Raw genomic sequence first — 19,347 nt, forward strand, 5'->3', positions numbered from 1 at the left:
CCAGGCAGCTCAACGATAGGCCAAGAAAAACGCTAGACTATGAATCACCCGCAGAGCGTTTTAACCAATGTGTTGCGTCCATCAGTTGAACTCACAGCACAAAGCTGACTGTTAGATGGGATATGGCCCTGAATCGCGAAAGTGGCAGGACGAGTCTGAGCTAATACATATCAGGCAATCTCATCAAAATGCGACGATCGGTCACCGTTATTATTTCTCTCGAACCAAAGCGGCAGCATCCCTCAAAACACCCTTGTACAGCGTGTTGCCAACCACATTTCTCTTCCCTTCAAGAATTCCGGCAATATTTGCGCGGTTCACTTCCATGTCATGTGCAATCAGGTCGATAACTGCTGCACCGATCTCGTTAGCAATAAATACTGAGCGTTCCTCATCGATTTCCATATCCAGATCCTCAAAGTATTATTTTTATACAGCCTACCACACCAGCAGAACATTGAAACATTCCCACAGGCCTTTAGCCGGGTTTCCCCGGCATTTTACATTACGATTCACCAACAAGTTCTACGGGCTCTACCTCTGTAGCTGCCCCCATATCTTCCCCTGCTGGCATCTCAACACGCAGATCCACCCAGCGCCCCTCTGGGATATCGATCGGCATCCCTTCGTCATATCCCATCACTTCATTACGGGCGAATGGTGGTGCCGTCGGGTGTGTTCGGTGGTAAGTTTTGATCAGCAGATCACCTGTTGGCTCTACCTCGTAATCCACCCAGATCAGCGGCTGCTTGTTGCGGTCGAGCGGTACCTCAATACCACCATCAGAACCGCCCCATTCTGCATCTGCGTTAAAACCGAGCGTGCCGGAGACGCGATAAACTCCATCGCTCAAACGCTCCGTGGTCACTCCATGACTTTCGCCGTTAAGTTCGCATGTACCATCGCGAAACAACTTCACAATTGGAGAGGCCTTCTTGATGAAACCGTTACTGTCTACTGTTGTGTTAGCCTCAGACCAGAGCCAGATCCAAGGTGTGAAAATTGTGCCATTCCAGCTGCGAACCGCAATTTTCCCTACACTTGTCGCGCTTGCCCCATAGCCATAGCATGTCTGTATGGTCCGATAACTATCATCAGCCCCCGTTTGGGTGACGGCCCAAGATCGCGTATCAAGAAAGTGTGTACCGGTGTCTTTAAATGGATTTCCAATAGGGTCAGTGGATACATAACCACGCCGGCTTTGCATTTGCGCATTGAAATTGCCTTTTATTGCCGCCGTGACGCCCTTACTCAACCCCCAATCTTTGATATTAGAAATATCAGTCACTGTAGGAAGGTCGGATGTGCTGAATAACCGCGACCACACAACAGTTGAAGGCGCGGCAGTGTTTGAGCTACCGACCCATGCCTGCCGCGAAACAGATGTAGCAAAATACGAGCAAGATGGCCCACCGTCTATAGGTAGCGTTAATAATCCGCCGCTGGTGTTTGCGGGCTTGTTCACCGTCGCGTTCGTGAACCTCCGTATTGCGGATTTATTGTCTTTTGAAAACGCATCAGCAGTATGAATCGGACCAGAACCAAAACCAGCAGCTACGACGGGCTTAACATTATCAGCAGAGTTTTGTTCACTGACTTTTGCCGCAGCTGCTGATTTAGCCGCGTCAGCCCTCATTGTATCAACAGTTTGAACAACCGCAGGGGTTAACTCATCCTCTCCGGGAGCAAGCAGGAAATCATTTAGCGTCCCATCTTTCGAATCTGAAAATACTTGTATCTCGCCGATCTTACCCAAGGTGGATACCAAAACTTCATATTGCCCTGGGAACACCTGCATTGAATACTTGCCATCGGCATCAGTTGTGGTTGCTGACGAATTAGATATCAAAACATTGGAGCTGGTTCCTTGAGCTCTCATGGTAATAACCACATCAGATTGCGGGTCACCATAGGGGCCGCATAAGATGTCACTGATTAAAGCCATTTTTATTTCTCCATTTTTTCAGTTGGTAATTTTACGCGCAAACCTAGCCAGCTATCGCCGATGGAATTAATTTGCCACCCAGATTTATATCTGGTGACATGGTTAAGAATGGCATTACCGATTATGGTTCTTCTATTGGTGGGATTGTATTGTCTGGCACATATTCCGAAAATTGACTATTTGGAACATTTAGGCGAACCATTAAAAATTTACCCTCAGGAATGTCGATGGGGTCACCATTGTTGTAACCATCAACATTATTCTGTAACTCAGGAATTGGACATTCGTTAGTTCGATGATAAGTCTTAAATATAATCGATCCATCTTCTTTCACTTTGTAATCAACCCACAATAAAGCACTACCATTCTCATCTTTAGGAACTTCAAATTTCCAGCCGTTATCGATATAGAAACCTAAACAGCCGTCCACATGATATAGACCAACACCAAGACGCTTACAGGTAACTCCCTCTGCTTCAATATTATTTTCGCACATTCCATCACGAGATATCTGAGTAACCGGTGATGCTTTCTTAATAAACCCATTACCATCAACAGCTGTATTTAAGTTGTGCCAAATAACTTTATGCCTAGTCCAACCTTCGCGTATAGAACCGCATGACACGGATAAATGATTTTCAGTAGATGCCATATTAAATGCAGCATATACATCTTCTGTTCGGCACCATAGTGACGGCCCCCATGCTGGAGTGAACCATCCATCTCCGTTTTCACTTATTTGAGAAAGGTTTCTAAATGCTATAATACCGCGTTCACCAATCACACCAAGAATAGGATTAATATTCTTGGTGTCTATAATCGCATATCCCTGCCAACTTCCCCCCAGTCCCCACCCTCCACCGATCATTACTTCGTCTTTGTTAGCACCAATATTTGTAGTGGCTGCCGAACCAAGCCCCAGAGTCCATCGAGCATCTTTGGCGTTTGTAGCCCCAGTACCGCCCTGCTCCATGCTAAGTGCCGTAGTTAACCCGGACAGTGATGTTATATCGCTATTGGCCCCTTTATTGGCTTTGTTGGTAACGCTATTTATAAGCTTTTTAGCAGAAGGCCCCGTTGACTGGCTATTGTCTGGTAGCGTCATCGTTACATCACCGTCAGCGGTGAAAAATTGCTGCCAGTTCTGTTTATCGTAATTCATCCCACGCATGGCTTTAGTTGCCTCTGACACCAACTGCGCAGTAATGGAGTTTTGCATCTCGCGCGGTACGGCATACCAAGCAGCGCCGGCCTGCGTCGGACCATCGTAGGCTTTAATCAGCGTCACCTGTGTGGCGCTGTCCATCGTTTTCACTGGCAGCGTATAGGTTACCCCGCCAACGACGCTCACGATAAAATCACCGGCTTTCAGCTCGGTATTGAATGCCGTTCCTGCGCCCTTCACTACGGCAGAGTTGTTCGTTAGAGTTAGAGTTCCTGCTGGCATGATGCTCTCCTGAATTTTTGCATTAAAAAACCGGCTCAATGGCCGGTTGTTAGAAGTAGTGATCAGCGTTTATAACCATGAGTGGCATTTGTGATGAATACCATCGCGTTGATACATTCCATTTCGTCTGTATTTTACGCCCTGAATCAGCGCGCCAAAATTGCACCGCCGAGCCGTTAAATCTATAACCACAGCTGTAATAGTTATAATACCCCCCGCTCATTTGCGAGTTACCGCGCATAAATGCATTAACAGCAAGGGGTATCATGGGCCTCGCAATGCCTGTATCGACTAAATCGTCCGGATTAGCCCCAACGTTTACTGAGCGCCAATCCCATAGCAAAGGTTCGCAATCACTCGTAAATGTGTTATTCCTCTCGGCATTTTTAATCACCATGCCGTAACCATTTGGTGTTGGCGGGTAATATCCACTATTCATAATTACCACTTGTACGCTAGCAGTAGTTCGGAAAGGTTCCCCACTCCCATTATCACGCGATACTGTTAATTCGTTGTATTCAACTGAGTGATACACCGACACGCCTGGATCATCACATCGAACATAAACAACTTTCGTGTTGTCATTTTGAACAGTCGGCAAAGTCCATTGCCCGTTGATTGTCACTACCCCTTTCCACGCAACAAAACCAAGCCGCTGCGCACTGTTTATACTCATCCAATCAACTGAGTTTTGAATCATTATTCCGTAAGTCCCGGAAACTGATTGCGGAGTCTGAACCTGATATATGCTGAACTCGGTAAAAAATGCTTGGTTATTTTGCTGGGTAAAATCAACAATGATTCTATTTCCATCCACTCGCCACCCCGTAACCCCTCCGTAAAATGGCGGATTGGTCGAGCTGCCAAAGATATAGCCAGTCTGTCCAACGATAAAAACTGGATTCCCCGGAATATAATCCGGGGGAGTGTATATCTTCTGTCTATTTCCATCGGCCCAGGGTTCTTTATCGTTGGTTAACAGTGAGGGGCTATTCACTGCTGCCAACTCTTTGCCATTTACCACCAGCCCATAGGCCATATTAAAGCCTCCCCATGCGCACCCTCAAATTTCCGCCAGCGTCATAAACGTTAATCTGATCGCCGCGTATCTCCATCCGTCCGTTACCGTCGCCGCCGTTGATTTGTATCTGGCCAGCACCGGCGCCACTTTTATCCAGGCGCCATCCGTTGGTAGCGTTGAAATTGTCAGACTGAATAAACCCGCTAATTTTTGCGTTGGTAATGGCAGCATCTGCGATTTTCGCAGACGTGATCGAGGCGTTTTGAATAAATGCATCGCTGATAAACACCTGGCCATCGATGACAGCAAAGGGTGAATACTGGTTATCACCGCTGCCGCTCATCAACACGAATTGATTGGCATTGAAGCCAATGCGAGTAATGACCGGTTTGCCTGTTTCCGCCAGGACGGCGATCGACATGCCCGCGTTGTAGAACACGCCGTTCACCCGGACACCGGCTTTCAGTGTGTGGATGGCTGTTGCACCGTCGGCGTCAACCGTGGCCGTCAACTTGTCCTCCAGCACTGCGGTAACGTCGTCAATCTGCGCCTGCACCTGGGTAGACATCTCGGCCAGCGCCCGATCAACCTCGGCAATCGTGGTCTTCACAATGAGAATATCTGCTCGTACCGTCCCGTACTGCGCATACTGATGCTCTACCGTGGCGTTATTTGCCAATGCGTTCTGCAGTATGGCCTCAATGTTTGTATCGATGTCACCCGTCAGCCGGTCGCCATCTTTGTCCGTCAGGAATCCATCGCCAATACTCTCGAGGTAATCCTCTGCGTTCGCGTTGGATTGCCCTTTAATCCAGCCGGTCCAGTCCCCGATGTTCCCAGTCCTGTCCTGCAGGCGTGCACGAAACCAGAACTCTTGGCCCGCCTTCAATCCGGTCATGGTGTGGGTGTGCAACGGGTACGGAATGTCGGCCAACAGCATAGCGTTATTGCCGGCGGCATTGTCCGCATAGTGAATTTCAGTTTTAAGCGTATCCTCTGCGCCACCAGGAAAACCCCAATCTAGCTGGATGCCCCATAGCAGCGGTGACGCAACGAATCCAACCGGTACCGGCGGTTTACCCTCCTTCCCTTTGAGATAGGTTTCCATTGACGTCGCCCAGATTGACGAAATATCGCTGGCGTTGATGGCCCTCACGCGTACCAGGTAGCGACCGGCATAAATACCAGGCACCTCAAAGCCCAGAGCGGACGTGCGCGGCATAGGGACCCAGTTACCACTGTCTTTGCGCCATTCAGCCTCATAGGCGATCGCGCTATCCACTGCATCCCACTTGGCCCGCAAGGTCGTAACAGCGATCCCCTGACTGACCGACGAATAGCTATCAATAGCAATGTTCTTCGGCGGAGGTTGCACGCCTGGCGGAATAACCGATATCGGCCGGTCATCGATGCGCGCACCGGTATCAATCGCCGCGTATTTCCCGGGTTCATGCCAAACAGCAGTAACGGTAAACGTGTTGTCGTCATTATCAGTAACGTTGGATACGCGGTATTGCTGAACAAACAGATCGTTCGCGTCTACCGTCCACACCGCCTCCGGTTCAGGAGTTTCTGTATAAGCCGTCGATACTGTCACTATCCGATTATTAACCGCCTGCACTGTGCGGGCCTGCGATTTTCCTGTTGGCAGGTTCACCAGCAGGCGATCCCCGATTTTTACATCAGCTACACGGTCCAGCGTAATGTTGCGGCCGCCTACAGCGGAAATCCGACCGCCCAGTACCCGGCCAGCCAGCATTTGATCAGCAACGCCAATGATATGACCAGGCAACGGGATAAACCCATCCAGCCCAGTGGAGAACGTGACACTGCGATCATTACTGTTGGTCAGTAGCGCCCAACGGCCGCGCCGGTTGGCTTCCGTCTGCCGGGTACAACCGATCGCAGAGATTTCTGTTTGATTGACGCCATACCGGCGCACCAGCGCATTCTCTGCTACCGCCTCGACTTCATCCTGATAATGGTTGTCCGGGTTTGACCAGCTCACCATCGCCGTCGTATAGCGGTTACGCTGGCTGCCGCCTTGATAGTGAAACTTACCATCGATCACATTGGCGCGGGTGTAGGTGTAATCCATATCCCGTGGCATGTCCGCCAGCGCGCAGGCCTGATTATTGGCCCAGTACGTCATACCCCGGAAAATTGAGGCCAGATCACGCAGCACTGTGAATGCCTCGTTCTGCGACTGGATATAGACGTCACACAGGAACCGAGGCTCTTTGCCATCACCGCCCCGGCCATCAGGCACCAACTGATCGCAGTATTGCGCGATGCGGTATAACTCCACCTCATCGACTTGCGTCATATCGAGGCGCTCACCGAGGCCAAAACGTTTGTTCAGCAAAATGTCGTAGAACACCCAGGCAGGGTTGTTGGAGTAGGCCCACTTAAACTCCCCCGTCCATGTGCCGGTATAGGTGCGGGATTCCGGGTCGTAGGTTGTTGGCACGCGGATAATGCGGCCCTTTGGCTTGCAGCTGATTCGGGGGATGCTTTGAAATTGTTTTGCATCGAATGACACGTAAAGCAGCGCCGTATTCGGGTAGCGGAGCTTCGCATCAATAACCTCAGTGATCGCCTCAATATTCATGCGGTCGATAAGGCGCGTTGATGTCGAGTCAGCCGTAATACGCCGGGCGCGCACCTGCCAGCCTGTCGCTGCCGGCGGCAGGTTTATCCGGTGGCTGCGTTCATACAACGATGTTGTTTTATCGTTGATCGTACCGTTCAGCACCGTCTCATAAGCCCCGCCATCCGTTGACAGGTCGATCGCGTAATCTACACGGGTGCCCACCTGGTCGCCATTGTCTTCTTGTTTTAACAGCGTCGGCCAACCCACGCGCAGGCGCACCGCTGAAAGTTGGGTATTTGTTACGGCACGTACCCAGGGTTGAGAGGCTTTCAGTTCGGTACCGATACTGATCTCGTTCTCGGCACCAGGTACGCCCTGAATATAACTCTGGGTCTGCGTACCTGGGCGGAACTCCCACTCAACACCGGGAAAATTCGTCGTGCTATCCGGGGATAATAACGGTGTGCCATCGAGATAAATATTCGTGCCATCCAGTCCACCGGCAAACTCCCCTTCACCAATCGCCAGTAAGATTTTTGTTTTGGCGATCGACTGGATGCTGTCCGGCGACTCGGTTGGTGTATGGCCACCGCCGCCACCGCCTTTGCGCCCCTGAATTCTGTTTTCCATGGTTTCGCCCATAAAAAAAGCCCGCCGAAGCGAGCCTGATTGAACACTGAAAAATTTACTGCTGATCTTCGGCGTAAATGCCGGCAGAGATAATGGCGCCGCCGATCTCCCGGCTACCGTAAAGCACGCCTACGGGGTTACCCTGCGCCGTGGAGTTGACCGGGCCACCGAATGCGTAGGACGGTTTGTTATCGGAGTCCTGGCTGACAGAGAGGCCGCCGGGCTGCGGGGAGAGCATTTGGATTACACCGCCAAGCATCATAGAAGCACCGACCATAGCCGCCATCCCTGTAGCCCCGCCAGCAGTAAATGCCCCCATTGCCCCAGCCGCGGTACCTGCAGAAAAGTACATTGCAACAGCAACCAATGCGGCCCCCAAGATCGTCTGAAACATTCCTGCACGCTTGCTACCAACGATAACGGGAACGATGCGAATGTTTTCGTTACCTTTAGTCATGGCCACTTGATCCTCGCTGATGTTCCGTTTACCAACGAAAACCGCGAAAGTGAGCCCTTTCTTTTCAGCTTCTAGCAGAAATCGTTCAAAGCCCGGCACTAACCCTTTTAACGCTCTTATCGCATGGGGGACATCGCGGGCGCGGTACTTGAATTCTTTTACAAACTTTTTACCGAGAATACCACTTAGCTCGATAGTTCTAACGGGTATAGGGTTCAATTCCATATTGCCTCCAATAAAAAACCCGCCGAAGCGGGTTTCATCTGGTTATAAACAAGATTTTATATCTGATATAACTTCATTGTTCCTATACTTTAAAACCCCGCCGAACGGCCTGGCCCCTTCGCCACGATAAATAACGTTGGTACCGTTCTCCGTAGGGGTTAGGTCCACATAATCACTCCCATTAACCAACGCCAAGGTAACGATGTTGCCACTCGAAGGCTTTACGGTCGTCTCAATCAGGCGACCATTAAATGTACGCTTATCAGATCTTTCAGCAATACATGCTGATAGTTGCTTTTCATTTTTCCGCGACGTGAATTCTGCTGTTGTTTTTCTTGTTAACTCCGGATTTGCGCACCCAGCCAAAACAAACGCAATCAGTGATAAAAATAATATCTTCATATGCCTGTCCCTCGCTAATTTTGGAATATCGTAGCAGAGAGGTCGAGCAAGGCAAAACTACGACATTAATTCTTTGCGTCGAACAGTTTTAACTGTGCGCTCCTTGAAGTATCCACCATATGGCACCCGTTGGCTCAATTGCCCGTAGAGGTGGTGCAATAACATATTGCCCTCCAGCAGGATCCCTGCATGGTTTGGTACCGACGACTGAACCTGCGCGATCACCATGTCACTAGGGCGTGCCTCACCACTGAACTCACGGAAACCGCATTCGTACCAGTTATCCATGTAGAGGTTTTCGCCCTCGTCCCACCAATGGCGCTCAACGCTATAGTTCGGCAAGATCAGTCCGTGCTCTTGGCGGTAATAATCCATAATCAGCGACCAGCAGTCGGCATGCCCAAGTACAAAATGGCGTCCCACCAGCGGGCGATCACCGCGTGGGTATATCGTCCTGATATCACCTTCTGGCCATGATGCAATAACCCACGGCAACTCGTTAACGTCACACTGCAGTTGGTCCAGTGCGCTCGGCTGTGTGGTGGCACCATCGCCGGGGTGGCTATGTACAATGGCGACAACTTCCCCCCAATCCTCCGCCGCAGCATAACCGACCGGATCCAGTTCAAAATGCTCAGTTGGCTTCGCTGATCGGTTCAGGCAGGGGAAATAACGCTCTACGCGCCCACGCTGCGCCAGCACACCGCAGCATTCTGCTGGGTAGTCTCGCTGCGCATGCCTCAGGATGGCATCAATCGTTTTCTGTCGCATGCTACCTCCGGATCAATGACGAACCAGGGAACCCGCCGAAGTCCAACTCGTTGTTTTCACCAAAACGCTTTTTACAATCAACGAGTAGACCGGAGCAATCATCTTTCGCTGGATCGTCGGTAGAGTTGCCATCCTTATCAAACCAACCATTTTGCCCGGCATAAGCGCACCCATCGCCGGTTTTATACTGTCCCCGCATACACCAGGTGCAAAGCCCGGTGATCTGACGGGTCGGAATGCGTAGCCCCTGCAAGTCCATTGGGCTCGACAGCGTGAACTCTACCGCTTCGTTATCTTCACCGCTTTTGCTGTCGATGTAGAAAACCTGCTTAAATTCCTGCTCAGGATCGGCCTGCGGGTTACCATCGGGGAAATTTTGTGCGTCCAGATAATGCACAAAGGTATCGTGGATCGTCACCTTTGCCTGAACCATGTCATCGAAGCGCAGGCACAACGCAGTGATCAGCGCATCGATGTTGGAAACCGTTAATTTTGGTTGTGCCGATGTTCCATCGCTGGCTGATTCCAGTCCCGTAATTTCATAGGGGTAAGCGCCATATTCTTGCCCCTGCCACCATACATTTTTCGGCTGTAGCTTTGTCTCATCTCCCGCGGCAGCGTCAATCTCAGTAGGCGTGTGCGGGATTGTTTCCTTGTGGAACCGGAGAACGTCGGCACCGAAAGCGGTCCCGTCTACCTCGATGAAGCGGATACGGTTGCCAGGTTCCAGCTTTTGCACATCGTTGGTGATCGCCACCTTTCCTCCTACGGCGCATAGGCCTGTTCAAACGTTGCCGAAATAGACACGGCCGGGCCACCGATCGGGACCACTCGGATAGAATCAGCCGTAACGCGGTATAACCCCTTCTCGCCGAGCGGCGGCGTCCAGATAAATGATTTCGAGGTGTGCCGGCGAACGAACGCCAGCAGTGGTTGCATATCCTTTTTGTTGCCGCTGAAAGATAGAGGCCAGCTTTGTGTTTCCGGGTTGATACCGTCGCCCGAAACCTGCTTGTAGCCATCACCAAACTGCGCCGAGCGCACTCTTTGGGTAAGGCTTCCTTCGGGCTGGCCCTGTATCCGCCAGGTAAAGGTTTCGATCGCCATGTGTCCTCCAGGCGTAAAAAAGCCCGCGCGATGCGGGCAGGATTTAGCGACCGATTTTACCAGTCACAAATTGGTTGATTCGTCCGGACTGTCCAAGCGCCTTATCCAACTGCTGCGAAACAATGCTGATCACCTCCTGGCGGGCCGCTTTACTGACAAGTTCGCCATTCGCCACCCCTTGAGATTGATCTTGCTGCCCCTGGGTAACGATCTGCATGCCGCTGAGATCGACAGTAATACCTCCGCCGCCGGCCATGCCGTGCATCGGCGCCGAACCGGTGAAGGTGTTGCCAACGTAACCCCCATTGGCATACCCCTGCGCACTACGCATCATGCCGTAAAGATTACCAACACCAATGTTTCGAGTTGCTTCTTTGGTGAATACAAATTCACCACCGTGCACAACTCCCTTCGGCTCATACTTCCCGCCGTCGCCGGTATAACCGCCGTCATAGTGCAAACCCATAGGCACAGTGCCCGGATTGTTACCACCTGATGAAGCACTAAACGAACTGCTAAGCCAACCCATAGCTGCCTGTACGGCATAAGCCACCAACAGCTTGTTGATGACGTCCACCACCATTTTCAACATGGAAACGCCGAAGCTTTTAATGTTGGCAGAGCCGGTTGTCGCCAAAGTGGTAAGGGTGTCGTTCAGCCCCGTAAAGGCAGAATTTGCCACGTTGGCCACTGATGAGTAAACGTTGGTAGCCGAGTCCAGATATTCATTCCAGCCTTTCAGCGCGCCACTTTTCCAGTCAGAGCGCAGCTTGTCCTCTTCAGCGTAAAATTCACGTGCTGCCTGTAACTGCCGTTTATAGCCGTCATCGTCCAGGCTGCCACCCTGGTTTTTCCACCCCTGCGCCAGCTGCGCCTCCCCCATTCGGCGCTGTGCATCCCGATCGCTCAAACCTGCGCTGTCACGCAATGCCTGGCGTTTTTCGTTCATCTGGGTGACGTATTTAGTTGACGTGTCCTGCAGTTTGTTCAACCGCTCTTGCTTAGCGATCTCGTCACCGACGGCGGCCAGCCGTTCCTTTTGCGCCAGCACGCTATCTTTACTGGCCAAAAGGGATTTTTCTTGTGCGGTTAATTTTCTCTTATCAGCCGCTTGCTCCAGCACAGTAAACTTGGCTTGTTCCGTCCACAGGTCCCGGCGCTGCTGGCTATCTTTGTCGGTGATGGCTTTATGCTGCTTTAGGTATTCTAGCCGCGCCTGCAGCGACAGCAGTTCAGCTTGCGCACTTTCATCAGCACGATCGCCAGCGGGTGCTGTGTATTGGCGTCCCTTCTTGGTCCCCCGGGCCTTTTCCTTGGCATAACGCTCATTTTCACGGCGTATCGCATCGTCTTTAACTGGCTGAGAAGCAAACGAATTACGAATTTTAGCAAGCTCACGCTGGTGTTTCTCTTCCGCATTTTCATATTGTTTTTTAAGTGACTGGTCAGCCTCAAATCGCAATTTTTTTCGTGTTTCGTCTTCCCTATCAGCCTTTTCCCGAGAAATTTTAATACTGGCTTGGTAATCCTGCTCCTGCAGACTCGCCAAGTCTTTTTTCAGGTCATCCGCGGTTTTACCAGTATCGTTGAAGTAGATCCCTTTACTGGCAGGGTTAATCTGGAACTCAACGAGTTGCTCTTGGATTTCGCGGATCTTGTCTTTGACTGACGACTCCCGCCCAACATTCAGCATCTTGTCCCAGGCACTGGCGGCGGTATCCCCCAACCATTTCCACGCTGTTTCAAGTGTGCCTAGGTTTTCCTTGATGTCTTCACTGCGGGAACGCATTGCGGTGGCATAGCTTTCCATCGCCAATCTGGCTGCATCCGTCGTCCGGCCCTGTTCTGATAGCGTGGTGATCTGCTCAAGTTGCGTCGCTGTCAGGAAATGCAGCGATTTATCCAGTTCGGTGACAGCCTGAACAGGCTCACTTTGCAACCTCTTGAACTGATTTATTGTCTCATCAATAGATTGCCCCACATTGGCCTTCATCTTGGCCGCAGTGTCTGCAATCATGGTTATTGCACTGCCGGAGAAACTCCCACTGCCAACAACTTTAGCCAAGGCATCCGCAGCAGCGTGTTGTGTTACTCCATTGGTAGATAGCGATTTAGCTAATGACTGCAACTCACCAGCAGTTTTTCCCGCATAATTTCCGGTCAAAATTAGCTGCCGGTTAAACTCCACCGCTTCCTGTGAACCTTGATACCACGCCTTTCCAACGCCATAGACGGCAGCAGCAATACCCCCCAACACGCCAGCAATACCGAGGCCGCGGAGTGTCATCATCTGCTCGATCAGTCCGGAGCGGTTCGCCAGGGTAATGCTGGAACCACGCAGCGCGCCCAGATTTCCCCGCGCCAGTTCGCCGAGCATCACGCCCAGCTCGCGGCGTGCGGCCGACGTCTGCAAACTGAATTTATGCGTGGCGTCGCCAGCGGTGGACAGCTTTTTGATGTAGATGTCCGCCGCGGAACCAACGCCCAGTTGCGCGGCCCGGTAGCGCAGCAGCTCTTCACGCGACAGGCTCTGCGTCGCCACCTGGTCTTTCAGCTTCTGGATAAAGATTGTTTTAGCGGCCGCAGATGCCTCTTCGGCTTTGGTCAATTCACGCATCTTGTCGGCGGCGTGACTGGTCAGCGTCAGATAATCGTTCTGCGTGATATTGCCTGCGGTACGGGCAGCGCGCACCTGCGACTGAATGGCGCGCAATTCCTGCGTGCCGGTACCGAGTTGCTTGATGCGGTCAATCTGGCGGAAATAGGACTCGGTGAGTTGGTCCTGTGCTTTACCTGATGTTGTGGCGGTGGTCTGAGTTTCACGTAACCGGCGGTTATATTCCGCCACCCGCTTATGCGTCTCCTCGACCTCTTGCGCCACTTCTTTCGATACTTTGGCCGTCTCCTTGCCCGAAGCATTGAAACCGTCAGCTGCACCGGCAGCACCGGCAGCCGTTTTCTGGAATTTATCCAGCTCGTTGTTACCGCGCTGCAGGTCGCCGGTATCGACGCGCAGGGAGATCGATGCAATGTCTGTCATGCTGGGCTCCGTGCAATAAAAAAGCCAGCATGAGGCTGGCCACTATTTTTTATGGATAACGGAAAGCGCCGCGGCTTCCATCATCCTGATATCCGTTAACGCGGCTGCCTCATCGTCGACGCCGTACACTTTCATCACCCAGGGTAAGCAGTTGTAATCCAACCCTGTGACGCCGCCCATGCCGGTGCGCCACTGTGTGGCCATCGCCCGAAATACCTCGAACACCGGCCACACATCCGGGAACACTTCAACGGGGTCGGCTTCGACATCTTCGAGCGTCAACCCAAAAGCGGCCAGTTCTTCCGGTGATGGATCAGGCGTATAGAACGCCGAGGCAACCGCGGTTAGTTTTTTTCGCGCAGTGCCATCAGTTCGCGGGTGTAAGTCATAGCGATCGAATCGAACGCGCGCGGGTAGTTTTCCAGCAGAACCAACACATTTTCGCTGTTGAATTCATCGGGCAGCGCCCAGCTTTCCGCAATTTCTGTTACGAATTCCACCATTGGTGCGTTGCCGTGGCCACCGGCTTCGATTTGCTTTTCCGTCGCCTCGCGCAGGGTGTTCTCCAGCGCTTCCAACTGGCTACGGGTCTTGTGTTTAAACGTGAACGTCAACACGCCGTCTTCGGCGCCAGCGCGTGGGATCGTGACGTCTTTTTTAAACGTTGCGTTAGGGACCAGGGTAAATTTCGAGGACATAATGAAACCTTATTAAAGGGGCCGAAGCCCCGCAGAATTTATGGAGCAGTAATGGTCATGGTACAGGTGGCTTTTTTGGCACCATCCTCCGTGGTTACCGTGATTGTCGCGGTACCGGCAGCGACGCCAGTTACTTTGCCATTGGTTACCGTGGCTTTCGCGGCGTCGGATGTTGACCAGATAACGGCCTTGTTGGTGGCGTCAGTTGGCGCCACCGTTGCTGCCAGCGTTTCGTTAGCACCAACAGCAATAGACGTTGTGGTCTTATTGATCGTCACACCCGACACCGAAACTACTTTGGGTCTTTGTAGAACGTCATGGTGCGAGACTGAATAGCAAACGAGGCCTGCACGGTTTCAACCTGGTTAACTGCGGTTGTCGGCTGCGCATCGAAGGACGGGATCCCCGACCAATAGCGCGTTTCTTTGGCCTTTGGCACGTACATGTACAGAGGAAGAATATCGCCGCTTTTGTCCCCGGCCTCTAGCACCGGATAAATTGGTAGGCTAGAGTCATGCGCAAAGGTGTAAGTCTGCGTCTTGGCCGCTTTATACGTCGCGAGATTGCGCTGGCGGTCATCCTCAAGAAACTGGATCTGCACATACTGCTGATCACCACCAGACGCACCCACCTCGGTAATTTGTGGGATTTGAGTCCACTCCGTGACTTTCGTCAGTGAACCAGCACCGCCACCGGCCGGGAAAAACTTCGTATCCGAGGTATCAATGACCCCAATGGTTACGGCTGTCGCCGTCGCAGCGGTGACTTTAGCAACCAGATTATCAAGCAGGCCCCATCCCGATTGGATGAGCACAATATCATCGGCGGCTAAGGTTCCACCAGAAACCGTAAACACGGCCCCCTTTGCATTGCTGACCGCAGAAACCGGCGTTGCGGCAGCCATTTTGGAGCCAACGAAAACCGTGGCGCCGTTAGGTAAGTTAAAAGCCATAGTGACTCTCCAATTTTTGAACAGAGTAAACCGTCGCAACGGTCGCTAGATTTGTATATTTTTCGTGTTGAGTGCTATACGTTTGATATTTAAAAAGGAGTTTTTATGGGAAATAGAATCTACTTAAATGTCCCTTATAGTGAAAAGGACGAAGCAAAAAGCAAAGGGGCACGCTGGGATGCAACCGAAAAAAAATGGTTCATTACAGATACCCAAGACAAAATTGAATTCTCGAATTGGCTTGAATCCGAAATTGACAGCCCGCCCGGTAGAAAATTCTCTCCACCGATTTATTTGGTCCAATCTTTCGAGCCTTGTTGGCGTTGTAGACATTTCAGTCGTGTCTATTGCCTTGCTGATTCCAGGTTGAACTGCTTCTATTACGTAGAGCGCATCGAAGAAGAGTTGCGTTACATTATTGGTCCAAATGCACCTCGATACACGTTGGATTATTCAAAACGTACTAACTCCAAATACTTCATGAATCACTGTGAAAAATGCAATGCAAAAATGGGGGACTTTTATATGCATAACGAACCGGGTGGTGCTTTTTTCCCCGTTGAAGAGGTTGATGCTCGAAATGTCATTACTTACAAATTAGGACGCATAACATCTCCTGTTTTAATTGTTGGAACTAAGGGATTTGTCTTACCAAGCTTAATTTACCGATTAGCTAAAAGGTCAATCATTAATTAATTGGCCCCGATAACTCATACTAACGGGGATGGAAAAGCGAGTGTTGGAGGATATGCCACGGTAAACCGTCGGCGGTGTGCTGATGTAACAGGTGATCCCCCCATCGCTCAGCGCCAGGCCAACAGGGAACAAAGCGGCCACCTCATCGGCCAGCGCGCGGGCGCCACTGACGCCATCGCCGGCCTTCGCCACGACGTTGATCTGCCAGACGCCCGGCAGCACCTGCAGCTTTTCTGCCAGGTCGATCGTCGTTATCGTCGCCGGCATCGCGTAGGCCTGAAGATACAGAGTATCTGGTAGGTTTTCCGGGATGTTGTCCCATGCCACCGGGACGCCCTTAACGTCGGCCCACTCACCCAGGCGCGCCTCGAGCAATTCAGCTATGCGGTTATGGCTCACGATTTCACCTCCGATACGGCAGCCTGGAAATGACGCTGGAAATCTGCGGCGGTAATCCGCACCACGCCGCCCGGTGCCTGTGTCGAGTGGCCGAACTCCAGCGGATAGGCGTAGGGAACGTTATTCGTGAAATAAACCGCCTGCATGCCGACACGAAAGCGCTCGAACACCAACGTGCCGGCGGCCAGCGTTTTACCTCCGGATTTGTCCGCCCGACCAGTTTCGCCCTGTGGCGCTGCATCCAACCCCACCTGCCAGTTGCCGCGGAACCGGCCGCCGGTATAGTTAGGTGGTGCATACAATGCCCAATGAGGGCCTTTCACCTGCGCTTTTTTCTTCAATCGACCAGTAGGCGTTAAATTTGCCGGGTCTAACTTTTTGGCCTCATTCGCATCAAACACCGCATCGTTATAGGCTTTGGCGGTGGCGTTCACTTCCCACAGTTCGGGATTGCCTACAGGGGACATTTGCACCAATTGTGCAAGGATGCGGATCCCCGCTGCGCGGACTACCTGCGCCTGGTTGGCCTTGGCCTTATCAACGAAGGCGTTGATCGCCACCATAAAAGCATCATTTTCAGCCATATCATGCCCTCAGTTGTGCGCGGTAGCAGATCAGCACTGCCGCCGGCTTAACCGGGTGCGGGTTAACCACGCGGTATTTTTTCCCGTCGATCTCGATACGGTCATCGATGCGGATTTCCGTCTGGTAGGTTGCCACCAGCAGCACATCGCCGTTCTGTATCAACGTGCCGTCAATTTCGCCCGGTTTATATTCCGTCACCACGCCGATCACATCCACCGACTCGTCTGGTGAGCGCACCTCTTTACCGTTAACCCGAGTCACCTTCCCACCGCGGGTGAGCGTGCGCTTTTGCCCGTTCTCGGTCAGTAAACGGGTGGCCGTGGCGCGCATACGGGTGTAGTTGATCGCCATGTTACCCCCTTACTACCCGCACCTGATTCATTGCTCCAACAAAGCCGCGCAACAGACCGTTAAGCCATGGAAATGTCGGAGCATCACTTGAAGTGCCTGGGGCATAGCTGACACTAACCGCGCCAGAGACAGCCTCTTGCACAACCTCTGCGCCACCGTTAAAACTCGGTGTCAGATCGGTTTCCTGCGCCTCCACCGCCAGGCGACATTGCGCCTGGATAATCTCGCGCGGGATTTTGTCACTGGCCAACAGCACACCGTCCACAATAACCCCAGAGCGCGGCCACGGTAGCGCCTGTTCCGGTGACGTTCGAGAGCCGCGCCAGGTCAAGCCGGCGAGGTAGTCCATCGCCTGAATCAGCAACTTCTCGCACTCGTGATCGTCATCCGGCAGCGAGTAACCTCGCGACTCTGCAAAATCACGCGCATCGATCACGCTAGCGTAACTGTTGAAATCCGGCGAGGTGGGATCCGTAATTAACATGGCTCACTCCCTGATTGTCCAACCGGCGGCGATCCAGTTTTCCACCTCAGCGGGATGTACATCGGCAGCCGTCGGCGCACCGGGGAATGCTGGATAGTGGGTAACCATAGCCACCAGCTCAATCTGCGGTTCCTGCGGTTCCTGCGGTTCCTGCGGTTCCTGCGGTTCCTGCGGTTCCTGCGGTTCCTGCGGTTCCTGCGGTTCCTGCGGTTCCTGCGGTTCAGGATTGTGTTTATCCGTCTGCTCGGTAGCAAGTTGTTCCGCCATGCGCAGCGCACGTTGTTCTTTTGTAAGCCCGGCCATAAAGCCTCCATTAAAAAAGGGCCGAAGCCCCTCGTTATATCGTTGTATTAGCCCAACAGCGTTACAGCATGAGCAGCTTTGATTGAGGCCACGCCCCATGCCAAACCGACCTCATAGCGCACCTGGCGATACTGGCGATACAGGGCCACCTGGAAGGTAATGCCGGATACCGAATCAGTAACGTTCATCACATCATCCGCAGTATCGCCCCCTTCAGGCATTGCTGGCGTGCGCGATGCCAACAGGAACGCGTTACGGTCAAATGCCATATTGGCTGTGAAGCCACCTACAACAGTAATTTTGGCATCATCCTCCAAATCCTGACGCAGGCCTGGCGCTGCCAGGGTGATCGTTGTCGCCGTAGCGGCCGCGATCATGTACTGATTATCATCACCGGCGAAAGTCACAACCTGGCCAGCTGAAATCACGCCAGTACCGGTGTCGATGGCGATAATGATGTCGCCCTCACTTTTCTCACCATTAACCAGATAGCCAGAGGCTGTTGCTGTCCTGGCTCGAGCGACGCCTGCAGATTCATGGATATTGAACCCCTCCAGACGGCCGATAACCCCCTCGCGCAGAAGCTGCTCAGTACCCGATTCGTTCACCTTGAACAGCACCGACTGCTTACCACGCAGATTGGCCGTTGCCGAGGAACCCAGAACCATTTGAAGATCGGTTGTTGGCGAGCCATTGTCAGACAACACCTGACGGGCCAACGCCGCATCAGACAGATCATCCTTAACACCAAACGGCGTCTTCCCGGCGGTACCAACTGCACGCGAAGTGCCGTAATAGAGTGCGCCCAGATCGGAATCAACCTCATTAGCCAGGGCGCGAAATGCCTGTTTAAACTGATCGGCCAAAATAGTGTTATAGGTACCAGCGGGGCCAACGGCGAGCTGCTCTTCACCGTTCCATTTAACCGGAGCCATTTTGGATTTGGTGATTTGCACGTTAACCGTGCCAATGTCCTGATCTCCGTCATTCGGTGCAGTAGCACCGGGAACAATATCAACGGTGGTGGCAACCGGAGCCACCGGCGCGGTTACAGTCTGTCCTTTAGCCGCGGCGTCAGCCTTCGCGTTACGCGCTACCGCAGGAATAAAACCGACCTGCTCACGAGATACGACGTCCAAAGCGGTGTAGATAGTCGGGATCAACCCGGTAAGAGTATTTCCAGCCATGATTTATGGTTTCCTTGAATATTTAAAAATTAGGGTTGGTTGAGCTATCCAGCT

The 19,347-nt window shown here is 52.2% G+C and carries 22 protein-coding genes; 1 reads left to right on the plus strand and 21 read right to left on the minus strand.

Features of this window, described 5'->3' with window-relative positions; all coding sequences use genetic code 11:
* Window positions 1-210: 210 nt before the first annotated feature.
* From OC597_RS00005 to OC597_RS00075, 15 genes are all read right to left on the minus strand, one after another.
* Window positions 211-405 (minus strand): hypothetical protein, encoded by a 195-nt coding sequence (locus OC597_RS00005; protein ID WP_262206858.1) that lies wholly within the window; start codon window positions 403-405, stop codon window positions 211-213.
* Window positions 406-505: 100 nt separating this feature from the next.
* Complete coding sequence (locus OC597_RS00010; protein ID WP_262206860.1) at window positions 506-1,945, minus strand: phage tail fiber protein; 1,440 nt, start codon at window positions 1,943-1,945, stop codon at window positions 506-508.
* 121 nt (window positions 1,946-2,066) lie between these two features.
* Window positions 2,067-3,392, minus strand: a complete 1,326-nt coding sequence (locus OC597_RS00015; RefSeq protein WP_262206862.1) for a phage tail fiber protein — start codon at window positions 3,390-3,392, stop codon at window positions 2,067-2,069.
* 49 nt (window positions 3,393-3,441) lie between these two features.
* Window positions 3,442-4,431, minus strand: a complete 990-nt coding sequence (locus tag OC597_RS00020; RefSeq protein ID WP_262206864.1) for a DUF6453 family protein — start codon at window positions 4,429-4,431, stop codon at window positions 3,442-3,444.
* Window position 4,432: 1 nt separating this feature from the next.
* Window positions 4,433-7,636 (minus strand): TipJ family phage tail tip protein, encoded by a 3,204-nt coding sequence (locus OC597_RS00025; protein WP_262206866.1) that lies wholly within the window; start codon window positions 7,634-7,636, stop codon window positions 4,433-4,435.
* A 55-nt stretch (window positions 7,637-7,691) separates the two neighbouring features.
* Window positions 7,692-8,318: a tail assembly protein gene (locus OC597_RS00030; RefSeq protein WP_262206868.1), complete on the minus strand. Its 627-nt coding sequence runs from the start codon at window positions 8,316-8,318 to the stop codon at window positions 7,692-7,694.
* Between the two features lie 42 nt (window positions 8,319-8,360).
* Window positions 8,361-8,720 (minus strand): hypothetical protein, encoded by a 360-nt coding sequence (locus OC597_RS00035; protein WP_262206870.1) that lies wholly within the window; start codon window positions 8,718-8,720, stop codon window positions 8,361-8,363.
* A 57-nt stretch (window positions 8,721-8,777) separates the two neighbouring features.
* Window positions 8,778-9,491, minus strand: a complete 714-nt coding sequence (locus OC597_RS00040) for a C40 family peptidase (protein WP_262206871.1) — start codon at window positions 9,489-9,491, stop codon at window positions 8,778-8,780.
* 1 nt (window position 9,492) lies between these two features.
* The gene (locus OC597_RS00045) at window positions 9,493-10,248 is read right to left on the minus strand and encodes a phage minor tail protein L (RefSeq protein WP_262206873.1); all 756 of its coding nucleotides are present in this window, start codon (window positions 10,246-10,248) and stop codon (window positions 9,493-9,495) included.
* Between the two features lie 8 nt (window positions 10,249-10,256).
* Complete coding sequence (locus OC597_RS00050) at window positions 10,257-10,598, minus strand: phage tail protein (RefSeq protein ID WP_262206875.1); 342 nt, start codon at window positions 10,596-10,598, stop codon at window positions 10,257-10,259.
* A 43-nt stretch (window positions 10,599-10,641) separates the two neighbouring features.
* The gene (locus OC597_RS00055; protein ID WP_262206877.1) at window positions 10,642-13,638 is read right to left on the minus strand and encodes a phage tail tape measure protein; all 2,997 of its coding nucleotides are present in this window, start codon (window positions 13,636-13,638) and stop codon (window positions 10,642-10,644) included.
* Between the two features lie 42 nt (window positions 13,639-13,680).
* Window positions 13,681-13,920, minus strand: coding sequence for a DUF1799 domain-containing protein (locus tag OC597_RS00060; protein WP_316044847.1), 240 nt, complete (start codon window positions 13,918-13,920; stop codon window positions 13,681-13,683).
* Window positions 13,921-13,982: 62 nt separating this feature from the next.
* Window positions 13,983-14,336 (minus strand): phage tail assembly chaperone, encoded by a 354-nt coding sequence (locus OC597_RS00065; protein WP_262206879.1) that lies wholly within the window; start codon window positions 14,334-14,336, stop codon window positions 13,983-13,985.
* Between the two features lie 38 nt (window positions 14,337-14,374).
* Window positions 14,375-14,614: an Ig-like domain-containing protein gene (locus tag OC597_RS00070; RefSeq protein ID WP_262206881.1), complete on the minus strand. Its 240-nt coding sequence runs from the start codon at window positions 14,612-14,614 to the stop codon at window positions 14,375-14,377.
* 14 nt (window positions 14,615-14,628) lie between these two features.
* Window positions 14,629-15,288, minus strand: coding sequence for a phage tail protein (locus OC597_RS00075; protein ID WP_262206883.1), 660 nt, complete (start codon window positions 15,286-15,288; stop codon window positions 14,629-14,631).
* Window positions 15,289-15,393: 105 nt separating this feature from the next.
* Between OC597_RS00075 and OC597_RS00080 the strand changes: the two genes are divergently transcribed.
* Entirely contained in the window at window positions 15,394-15,984 is a 591-nt protein-coding gene (locus OC597_RS00080; protein WP_262206884.1) for a DUF5710 domain-containing protein, read from the plus strand.
* On the opposite strand, the gene OC597_RS00085 is transcribed toward OC597_RS00080, so the two are convergent.
* From OC597_RS00085 to OC597_RS00110, 6 genes are read right to left on the minus strand one after another with little or no spacing between them, the layout of a single operon-like run.
* Window positions 15,970-16,383, minus strand: coding sequence for a phage tail terminator-like protein (locus OC597_RS00085; protein WP_262206886.1), 414 nt, complete (start codon window positions 16,381-16,383; stop codon window positions 15,970-15,972). The two genes, OC597_RS00080 and OC597_RS00085, sit on opposite strands and share 15 nt — an antisense overlap.
* Entirely contained in the window at window positions 16,380-16,967 is a 588-nt protein-coding gene (locus OC597_RS00090; protein ID WP_262206888.1) for a hypothetical protein, read from the minus strand. Before OC597_RS00090 ends, OC597_RS00085 begins: the two co-directional genes overlap by 4 nt.
* A gap of 1 nt (window position 16,968) precedes the next feature.
* Window positions 16,969-17,319: a hypothetical protein gene (locus OC597_RS00095; protein ID WP_262206890.1), complete on the minus strand. Its 351-nt coding sequence runs from the start codon at window positions 17,317-17,319 to the stop codon at window positions 16,969-16,971.
* A 1-nt stretch (window position 17,320) separates the two neighbouring features.
* Window positions 17,321-17,803: a DnaT-like ssDNA-binding protein gene (locus OC597_RS00100; RefSeq protein WP_262206892.1), complete on the minus strand. Its 483-nt coding sequence runs from the start codon at window positions 17,801-17,803 to the stop codon at window positions 17,321-17,323.
* 3 nt (window positions 17,804-17,806) lie between these two features.
* On the minus strand, window positions 17,807-18,106 hold the full coding sequence (locus OC597_RS00105; RefSeq protein WP_262206893.1) for a hypothetical protein: 300 nt from the start codon (window positions 18,104-18,106) through the stop codon (window positions 17,807-17,809).
* Window positions 18,107-18,153: 47 nt separating this feature from the next.
* A complete protein-coding gene (locus tag OC597_RS00110; protein ID WP_262206895.1) occupies window positions 18,154-19,293 on the minus strand; it encodes a major capsid protein in 1,140 nt (379 codons plus the stop codon).
* Window positions 19,294-19,347: the final 54 nt, after the last annotated feature.

This window comes from Serratia proteamaculans (genome assembly GCF_946227095.1).
Classification (GTDB): domain Bacteria; phylum Pseudomonadota; class Gammaproteobacteria; order Enterobacterales; family Enterobacteriaceae; genus Serratia; species Serratia proteamaculans_E.

Bases quoted from the DNA above. Each gene is read 5' to 3' on its own strand.
- OC597_RS00005 (WP_262206858.1), bottom strand. From the start codon at position 405: ATGGAAATCGATGAGGAACGCTCAGTATTTATTGCTAACGAGATCGGT.
- OC597_RS00010 (WP_262206860.1), bottom strand. From the start codon at position 1,945: ATGGCTTTAATCAGTGACATCTTATGCGGCCCCTATGGTGACCCGCAA.
- OC597_RS00015 (WP_262206862.1), bottom strand. From the start codon at position 3,392: ATGCCAGCAGGAACTCTAACTCTAACGAACAACTCTGCCGTAGTGAAG.
- OC597_RS00020 (WP_262206864.1), bottom strand. From the start codon at position 4,431: ATGGCCTATGGGCTGGTGGTAAATGGCAAAGAGTTGGCAGCAGTGAAT.
- OC597_RS00025 (WP_262206866.1), bottom strand. From the start codon at position 7,636: ATGGAAAACAGAATTCAGGGGCGCAAAGGCGGTGGCGGCGGTGGCCAT.
- OC597_RS00030 (WP_262206868.1), bottom strand. From the start codon at position 8,318: ATGGAATTGAACCCTATACCCGTTAGAACTATCGAGCTAAGTGGTATT.
- OC597_RS00035 (WP_262206870.1), bottom strand. From the start codon at position 8,720: ATGAAGATATTATTTTTATCACTGATTGCGTTTGTTTTGGCTGGGTGC.
- OC597_RS00040 (WP_262206871.1), bottom strand. From the start codon at position 9,491: ATGCGACAGAAAACGATTGATGCCATCCTGAGGCATGCGCAGCGAGAC.
- OC597_RS00050 (WP_262206875.1), bottom strand. From the start codon at position 10,598: ATGGCGATCGAAACCTTTACCTGGCGGATACAGGGCCAGCCCGAAGGA.
- OC597_RS00055 (WP_262206877.1), bottom strand. From the start codon at position 13,638: ATGACAGACATTGCATCGATCTCCCTGCGCGTCGATACCGGCGACCTG.
- OC597_RS00065 (WP_262206879.1), bottom strand. From the start codon at position 14,336: ATGTCCTCGAAATTTACCCTGGTCCCTAACGCAACGTTTAAAAAAGAC.
- OC597_RS00075 (WP_262206883.1), bottom strand. From the start codon at position 15,288: ATGGCTTTTAACTTACCTAACGGCGCCACGGTTTTCGTTGGCTCCAAA.
- OC597_RS00080 (WP_262206884.1), top strand. From the start codon at position 15,394: ATGGGAAATAGAATCTACTTAAATGTCCCTTATAGTGAAAAGGACGAA.
- OC597_RS00090 (WP_262206888.1), bottom strand. From the start codon at position 16,967: ATGGCTGAAAATGATGCTTTTATGGTGGCGATCAACGCCTTCGTTGAT.
- OC597_RS00095 (WP_262206890.1), bottom strand. From the start codon at position 17,319: ATGGCGATCAACTACACCCGTATGCGCGCCACGGCCACCCGTTTACTG.
- OC597_RS00100 (WP_262206892.1), bottom strand. From the start codon at position 17,803: ATGTTAATTACGGATCCCACCTCGCCGGATTTCAACAGTTACGCTAGC.
- OC597_RS00105 (WP_262206893.1), bottom strand. From the start codon at position 18,106: ATGGCCGGGCTTACAAAAGAACAACGTGCGCTGCGCATGGCGGAACAA.
- OC597_RS00110 (WP_262206895.1), bottom strand. From the start codon at position 19,293: ATGGCTGGAAATACTCTTACCGGGTTGATCCCGACTATCTACACCGCT.